The sequence below is a fragment of the Glutamicibacter sp. AGC84 genome, from assembly GCF_053543575.1.
In genome coordinates, this window is the sequence record NZ_JBLVOC010000015.1 from 361,008 (window position 1) to 369,118 (window position 8,111).

6 protein-coding genes and 1 riboswitch are annotated in these 8,111 nt (G+C 62.5%); of the genes, 2 read left to right on the forward strand and 4 right to left on the reverse strand.

Annotated elements, in window-relative coordinates:
* Window positions 1–37: 37 nt before the first annotated feature.
* A complete protein-coding gene (locus ACNPN0_RS10465; RefSeq protein ID WP_332594599.1) occupies window positions 38–589 on the reverse strand; it encodes an OsmC family protein in 552 nt (183 codons plus the stop codon).
* 31 nt (window positions 590–620) lie between these two features.
* A riboswitch (SAM riboswitch) is annotated at window positions 621–742 on the reverse strand.
* A 140-nt stretch (window positions 743–882) separates the two neighbouring features.
* On the opposite strand from ACNPN0_RS10465, the gene ACNPN0_RS10470 reads away from it, so the two are divergent.
* Window positions 883–4,098, forward strand: coding sequence for a DEAD/DEAH box helicase (locus ACNPN0_RS10470; RefSeq protein WP_448937738.1), 3,216 nt, complete (start codon window positions 883–885; stop codon window positions 4,096–4,098).
* Window positions 4,099–4,161: 63 nt separating this feature from the next.
* Here ACNPN0_RS10470 and ACNPN0_RS10475 read toward each other — a convergent pair whose 3' ends face one another.
* From ACNPN0_RS10475 to ACNPN0_RS10485, 3 genes are read right to left on the reverse strand one after another with little or no spacing between them, the layout of a single operon-like run.
* Window positions 4,162–4,605: a MarR family winged helix-turn-helix transcriptional regulator gene (locus tag ACNPN0_RS10475; RefSeq protein WP_448937737.1), complete on the reverse strand. Its 444-nt coding sequence runs from the start codon at window positions 4,603–4,605 to the stop codon at window positions 4,162–4,164.
* Between the two features lie 10 nt (window positions 4,606–4,615).
* Complete coding sequence (locus tag ACNPN0_RS10480; protein WP_448938897.1) at window positions 4,616–5,587, reverse strand: 2-hydroxyacid dehydrogenase; 972 nt, start codon at window positions 5,585–5,587, stop codon at window positions 4,616–4,618.
* Window positions 5,581–6,861, reverse strand: coding sequence for a glucarate dehydratase family protein (locus tag ACNPN0_RS10485; protein WP_448937735.1), 1,281 nt, complete (start codon window positions 6,859–6,861; stop codon window positions 5,581–5,583). The genes ACNPN0_RS10480 and ACNPN0_RS10485 overlap by 7 nt, the downstream gene beginning before the upstream one ends.
* A 103-nt stretch (window positions 6,862–6,964) precedes the next feature.
* On the opposite strand from ACNPN0_RS10485, the gene ACNPN0_RS10490 reads away from it, so the two are divergent.
* On the forward strand, window positions 6,965–7,915 hold the full coding sequence (locus ACNPN0_RS10490) for a LysR family transcriptional regulator (protein ID WP_448937734.1): 951 nt from the start codon (window positions 6,965–6,967) through the stop codon (window positions 7,913–7,915).
* The last annotated feature ends 196 nt before the right edge of the window (window positions 7,916–8,111 follow it).

Here is an 8,111-nt window from a genome sequence, read left to right on the forward strand (position 1 = left end):
GGGGGGGCCGCCGCGGTGCTTTTTAGTTCAGCGAACTCTAGTTGATCTCTGTGATGCTCACCGCGGTTGTCACCGGCACCGGATTGGCGAAGAGGTCCAGCACTGGGCAGTGGGCATCCACTGCGCGGCGCAGTTCTTCATAGCGTTCAGCTGATTCCGGTCCGGCAATCCGGATGTCCAGATCCACCGACGAGAAGCCGGGGCGGATGGTCTGGTCGATGCCGAAGAGTCCGCGGACATCGAGGTGGCCATTGGCCTGGATCTTCACGTCGTCCACCTGGATGCCGAGATTCTGCGCGTACAAGCGGTAGACCACAACCTGGCAGGAGATGAGCGCTCCGAGCGCGTATTCCACGGGGCTTGCGGCCAGGTCGCTGCCGCCCAGGGCAGCTGGCTCGTCGACCTGGAAGGTGTGCTTGCCCGAGACAATGTTGCTGGCTACCGAATCGAAGCCTTCGCCCTCCACAGTGAAAGTCAATTGGGCACTTTGCGGGGCAGCCGAAATTCGTTCGCCCCAGCCCTTGCCTGCTTCCTGCAGGCGCTGTGCGCGGTCTTCGGATACGGTTGGGGCAGATGCTGCATTAGTCATGGGGAATTGATCCCCTTTCTGGCGCAAGGGGCGCCATCGCTTACGCATCTTGGCGTTCAAGATGCGTCGAATCTTCACCTGGGGCACCCCGCACAATGACGCAGGAGGGTTGCCGTCCACTCAGCCAGGGCTCAAAGAGTGGAACTCGTGATTCAGTGATTAATTTCTATCGGTTGCAGGGCCCGCGGGTAAAGGGCAGAAGTAACTTTTCGTCACCGGGCATCTTGCTTTCCGGCTCGCTAAGATGGAATCTAGCTCTCGGGCGCCCACTGCACGAACAATGAACGGCGAGTATGGAATTCCAGCTGACACTTTCTGCGGCCCAGACCTTGGTGACCGAATCCGAATACAACCTGGGCCAATTCCTGTGTGATTCCGGAAAAGTGCAGATCGCCAACCGGGTAATGCAACCGGGATCTACCCGCATCTCCGGTGTGGTGCTGCGTGAATCGGTGATGGCCCAATTGGAAATCACCGAGGGCAATATCAGCTTCACCAGCTTCTGCGGCAAGCATCCGGGGGTTCAGTCCTGTGAAGATGTCGCCGCCTTGCTCATTGAGGTCACCACCGAAGAAGACCAGGGCTTTTTCGTCTCCGACTCCGGGGTGGATCCCCACGCTTGGAAACGCAATAGCAAGCCGCAGTGGGAACGTACCCTTGACCGTCTGCTTCCAGTCATTTCCGATGAGCCGCTGGTTGCCGAAGAACCGCTGGGATTGATCCTGAAAGTGGTCAGCGAACCGCGTTATGGCGGCGAGGACGCGCTGACCTTGCAGGCACGCCCGGCCCGCCAGGGCACCAAGAGCCCCTGGATCCAAACCGGGATCAGCTGGCGCAATGTTGCTTTTGATACGCGGTTCTCCAAGAAGCAGCGTCGTGCGGTCGTTGAACTGGACCGGTTGCGTGAACACGTTGAACAAGATACTTATCGCCATTCGTGGGATCCCAAGGAGTGGATCTCCTTGATGGATTTTCCAGGCCAGGACCTGCTGGATGCGTTCGAAGCCCTGCGTGAAGCTGGAGTGCAGATCGTCAACGGCGGTTCTACGGCCAAGGCCCCGGTGGAGTTCAGCGAGCAACCAGCCATGGCACACGTGGATGTGCGTCGCGGTGAACATGGCCTGAGCATGGAAGGGAAGCTGCGCGGGCCGAGCGAAGAGCACGTCTACCTCTTGCCCATAGGCACGCCGCCGACCTTGTTGGCTTACGCGTCCAGCCCCTTGCCGAAGGCCAGGGAAATCGGTTTGGCCCGGTTCGCTGAACCGGTCACGAAGGAACTGGCCACATTTATTGAATCCGGTGCGCAATCCATCCCGCAGGAAGGCGTTGAGCTTTTCGAGCGCCAGCACCTGGACCGATTGCGCCTGATGGCACCGTTGAAGAGCGAGGATGACAGCTACAGCATCCCTGTTCCAGCACGCCCCAGCCTCAAGCTGTCCCTGGAGAGCATCCGAACTCCGCTGAACGTGAGCTATTCCTGGGAGTACGCCTCCGCGGGCCCCCGCCAGTATGCCGTGGAAAAGGAAATTGCTGCTTCGGTGCAGGACAAGCTCGGCGCGCAGGCTTCCTTGGGGCAACTGACCTCTTCAGGAATCTTCCCGCCGAAGGAATTCAGCACCTCCGAATCCATCGATTTCTTGGTCTACGCATTGCCGCTATTGGCAGAGCATCCCGATGTGGTCGTTGAAGAGCAGAACAGGCTGCCGAAGTACCGGATCAGCCACGCGCCGGCCGCTGTCAGTGTCGAAGCCGGCGAAAGCACGGGGGACTGGTTCGACTTGTCTGTGGAAGTGCTCCTGGACGAGACCAAGGTCCCGTTCCCACTGCTGCTGGAGGCCTTGACCAAGCAAGATGAGTATCTCGTCCTCGATGACCTTACGGTGATCCCGATTGATGGTGCAGATTTCACGCAGCTGCGCCAGCTGATATCAGAGGCCGGGGAGCTGGGCACGGTGCAGGGCGATACGATCCGCATCCATAAGTTGAGCATCGACTGGTGGCAAGAACTGGTGGATCTGGGCATTATCGAAGCCCAGCACAACCAGTGGCTGCAGACCATGAAGGCGCTGCAAAGCGGTGAAGAAATGCAGCCGGTCCAGCTAGCGGAAACGTTCAACGCTGAACTGCGCCCGTATCAGGGCCACGGCCTATCCTGGCTGGACTTCTTGCGCACCCATGGTCTTGGCGGGGTCCTCGCCGACGACATGGGGCTGGGCAAGACCGTCCAGCTGCTGGCCTGCCTGGAACAGGCTCGCGTTGAAGATCCCAGCCAGAAGTTCCTGGTGCTTGCCCCTACCTCTGTGGTGGGCAACTGGATCAATGAGGCGCAGCGTTTCGCCCCGCAGATGAGCATCACCGGCATTACCTCTACGGCAAGGAAGAGCGGCCAGGATTTGGCTGCGCAGATCGGTGATGCGCAGCTGGTGGTGACCAGCTATACGATCTTCCGCTTGGCCTATGAGGATTTCGAGGCCGCTGGATTCAACGTGATGATCATGGACGAGGCCCAGCAGCTGAAGAACCACGCGTCCAAGGGCTACAAGCAGGCCCGGCAGCTGCCGGTGCCGTGCAAATTCGTGGTCACGGGCACGCCCATGGAGAACAACCTCACGGAACTGTGGGCGTTGGTCTCGCTGGCCGCACCTGGCCTGTTGGGTGGTGCGAAGTCCTTCAAGGACAACTACCAGAAGCCAATCGCCGACGGGGACCAAGAGCGGATGGAACGCTTGAAGAACCGTCTGCGACCATTCGTGCTGCGCCGCACCAAGGAGCAGGTCGTTCCCGAGCTACCGGCAAAGACCGAACAGGTCCTGGAAGTCGAGCTGGAGCCAGGGCACCGGAAAGCCTATGACCGCCGCTTCCAGCGCGTGCGGCAAGAAGTGCTGGGCCTGGTTGACGATGTCGACTCGAATCGCTTCCAGATTCTCCAGTCGCTCACCTTGCTGCGCCAGCTGGCTTTGGATCCCTCGCTGGTGGGCGAAGGCAATGCGCCCAGCGCGAAGCTGGAAATGCTGCGCGAGCTCATGGGGGATGCGGTTTCCGAGGGACACAAAATCCTGGTCTTCAGCCAATTCACCAGCTTCCTGTCCAAGGCACGCGACGTCGCCGAGGAACTGGGCATTGAGCACGGTTACCTTGACGGCTCCACCAGTGGACCGCGGCGCAAGGAACTGATTGACGGTTTCAGCGAGGGGGATTTCCCGGTCTTCTTCATCTCGCTGAAGTCCGGAGGATTCGGCATCAACCTCACCTCAGCGGACTATTGCATCCTGCTTGACCCGTGGTGGAACCCCCAGGCCGAAGCACAGGCGATTGACCGTGCCCATCGCATCGGGCAGACCCGGCCCGTCTATGTGTATCGTTTGGTAGCCAAGGACACCATCGAATCCAAGGTGCTCGCGCTGCAGGCCAAGAAGACGCAGCTGTTCAACGATGTCTTGGGCGACACTGCCGAGGGCGCTCAGAGCGCCGCGCTGAATGCCGATGATTTCTTGGCACTGATGGATTGATTCTTAAAAAGCCGAAGCCTTGGAAACCAGAAGGTCTCCAAGGCTTCAGCTGATGATGGGGGACTAGAGAATCTGTTCAAAACTGTCGTTGAGGCGGTGCAGGAGATCTCCGAAGTTCTTCAGTTCGGATGCTTCCCATTCCTTGAGCTGGCGGCGCAGTTCCTCACGCAGCGTGTTGCCGCTCGAACGCCATTTTTCCTTGGCTATATCTGTTGCCGAAACCAGCTGGGCCCGGCCATCGGAAGGATCCTGGGTACGGGTGACAAGGTCCAAGGATTCAAGGTGCTGCACGAGGCGCGATATGGTTGCCTTGTCCAAGCGCAGCTTCTCTGCGAGCGCCCCCTGCTGCTGCGCCTCATCACGGATGACCACTGCAAGCAAGCGGTACCCCGGGTCCTGCAGATCCGGGTGGATGATCTTGGCACGACGGATCAGCATTTGGCGGGCACGCAATAAGATGGCGGTGAATTCTTCTTCGACCGTCTGCATCAATTCTTCTTCTTGCATAACTCCTATTCTAATCAGCGTTTCGCACGGGCAGGCAGTTCGCGTAGCCATCGATATTCGCACAGATCTCCTGCACCCGGCGTGTGAAGGTGTCGTTCGAATGGCCTGAATAATGCGGGGTAGCGATGACTCGGGGATGGTTGGCAAGGCGCCGGGTGTCCTCCGGTGCCTGCATACCCTCCGGAGCCTGCCACCATACATCCAGCGCCGCGGCACCCAAGCGGCCCGAATCCAGCGCCTCGTGCAACGCAGCCAGGTCCAGCACCGGGCCACGGGCGACGTTGACCAGCACTGCCCCGGGGCGCAGTGCGGCTAGCTGCTCGCTGCCGATCAGACCAGTGGTCTCATCGGTCAGCGGCACGCAGAGCACCAGCACGTCTGCCTCGGACAGCAGGCGTGGCAATGCATCCATGGTGCCCACCCAGGCCGCATGGGGCGGGAGCTCCTCCGGGACGGTGCGTCGCACGGCGACGCAGCGGGCACCCAGGCTGCCGCAGAGTTCAAGGGCCTGCGTACCGATGGCACCGAGCCCCACGAAGCCGATGGTCAGCTCGGCGAGCGTACGGTGCAGCGGCGTTTGCGGATCGGTGGCCAGGGTCTGCCAGCTGCCAGCGCGCAACTGCGCGGTGACTTCAAGCAGGCGGCGCTGCGCGGCCAGGATGACCATCAGGATGTGCTCGGCGATGGCCCGTTCGTGGGGCGCGGGGCGCGCCACCGTGGTGCCGGAGGGGAGCTGGTCGAGTGCCAGCCGGTCGGTGCCGGAACCGGTGACATGAACCAGCCCGGCGCGGGTAGCCGCGGCCTGCTCGGCACTCAGCCGGGCGCAGACCAGCACGTCGGCCTCGGCTATCAGTTCCAGTTGCGGCCCCGGCGCCATCGAGGCGGCAAAGTGCCAGTCGTGGTGCGGGGACAGGCTGCGGAACAGCGGCTCGAAGCGGGCGACGATGGCGTCGGTGACGACCACCCGCAACGGCGCTACCATCGGGGGCTCGCCAGCTCGAAGGACGGGTCGATGCGGCGCATGTAGCCGGTGTCGTCGCGTTCGCGCAGCCCGCAGTCCAGGTATTGCTGGTGCAGCCGTGCCAACCCCTCCGGGTCAAGCTCGATCCCCAGGCCCGGTGCCTCGGGCACCGCGACGGCACCGTCTGCCAGTTCCAGCGCCCCGGGGAGGATGACATCCTCGTCCGGGCGTTTCCACGGCCAGTGGGTGTCGCAGGCGTAGTCGATGTTCTCGGTCGCCGCAGCCAGCTGCACCATCGCCGCAAAGCTGATGCCCAGATGCGAATTCGAATGCATGGACAGCTTCAGGCCGAAGGTGCGCGCGATGCCGGCGAGCAGCGCGGAACGGCTGAGTCCGCCCCAGAAGTGGTGGTCCGACAGGACGATGTCTATGGCTTTGCGTTCGATCGCTTCGGGCAGGTCGTTGAAGGAAACCACGCACATGTTCGTCGCCAACGGCATCGGGATGGCCCGGCGCACCGCGGCGTTGTCTTCCGCGCTCAGGCACGGATCCTCCAGGTATTCCAGCACGCCGTCCAGCCGCCGGCCCACCTCGATCCCGGTAGCCACGTTCCACACCCCGTTGGGGTCCAGACGCAGCGGCAATCCGGGGAAGGCCTGGTGCAGGGCTTCGATTGCGGCGGCCTCTTGCTCGGGCGGGAAGACCCCGCCCTTGAGCTTCAGCGCCTTGAATCCGTAGCGTTCGACCATGGTGCGTGCCTGGCGCACGATGCCCTCGGGGTCCAGCGCCTCGCCCCAGGCGTCCGGCTCGTGCCCCGGGTGGCGTTCCCACTTGTAGAACAGGTAGCCGCTGAAGTCCACACGATCGCGGACCGCTCCGCCAAGCAGCGTGTTCACCGGCAGTCCCAGGATCTTGCCCTGCGCATCCAGTGCGGCGACATTGAAGGCGGAAAGCACCCGGTCGGCCAGCGAAGTGGTGGTGACCATGCCGCCTGTGCCGTGCCCGCCCTGGCCCTGGTCCCCGCGCAGCGAGTCCCCCACGAGCTCGGAGATCTGGTTGAGCTTGAACACGTCGGTGCCGCGCAGGAACCCGGCGGCGCGTTCCAGCCGAGCCAGGTGCGCGCTGTCTCCATAGGTCTCGCCCAGCCCATAGTGGCCGGATTCGGTGTGCAGCACCACGATGGAGCGCAATGCATACGGTTCGTGCACGCCCACGGAATTGAGCAGCGGTGGATCGGCGAAGGCGACAGGAGTGATCTGGATATCGGCGATTCGGTGGGATTGGGATTGCGTCATGGGGGTAGCTCCAGTCGGTAAGGGACGTTTAGAATCACCCTAGAAAGTGAATCGATACCTGTCCAAGATAAAATTGGCAACCAGCAATTCAAGGAGTGACTTGATGTTCTCGCTGATCCAGCTGGAATCTTTCGTGGCCGTGGCCGAGGAGCTGCACTTCGGCGCCGCGGCGCAGCGGCTGAATATGACCCAGCCCCCGCTCAGCCGGCAAATCCAGCTGCTGGAACGCGAATTGGATGCCAAGCTGTTCACCCGCACCTCGCGGCAGGTGGCGCTGACCGCGGCAGGACAGGTGCTGCTTCCCAACGCGCGGCGCATCCTGGATCTGTGCCAGAAAACCAGTTTGGAAGTCTCCAAGGTCGCCACCGGGGAATCGGGCACCGTGATCCTCGGCTACACCTCGGTAGCCGGCCAGTCGGTGCTGCCGCAGCTGCTCGCGCTGGCGGCCCGCGAACTGCCGGAGATCACGCTGGTGCTGCGCGAGGGTGTATCCATCGACCAGCTCGATGCGCTGAGCAAGGGACAGATCGACCTGGGGCTGCTGCGCCCGGCGGTGCACCGGCCGGGCGTGCAAACTCACCTGGTCAAGAAGGATCGGCTGGTCGTCGCGCTGCCGGCCGGGCACCACCTGGAAACCGGCAAGGGGGTGCTGATCAAGGAACTGGTCTGCCTGCCGCTGATGATGTACTCCACCCACGAGGCGCGCTACTTCTACGATCTGGTGCTGCGGCTGTTTGATTCGGTGGGTGTCAGCCCCACGGTCACCCAGGTGGCCAGCCAGATCCCAGCGCTGATGGCGCTGGTCTCGGTGGGCTTGGGCGTCTCCCTGGTGCCAGCCAGTGCCCGCGACTTTGCCCCGCCGGGGGTGGTCTTCGAGGAGCTGGTGGGTCCGGGCGGGATGGAGGAGCTGAACCACTCGGACATCTTCCTGGCGTGGGAGTCTGAGGCCGGGAATCCCGCGGCGCAGCGATTGCGCGAACTCTACCTGGCCGAATTGCAGGGGAATGATGCGACCCCTCGGAAAGCGGGTGACGGCGGCAGCGCAGGGAAATAGGCAACGGGTTTCGCCAGTTGCCAGCCGGGGCGGCGAACGAAGGCGGCCCGCCCGGCAACAGCCGGCAGCAGTGCCAGCGCACTGCTTTTGAGAGCTGTGCCGGGTTCAGCAATCACTGCTCTGGATGCCAAGGAAGTTCGCTGCGCTGGGAGGTTGTTGATTCTCCTACCAAAATCCGCGGCGAGCGGCCGGCCAT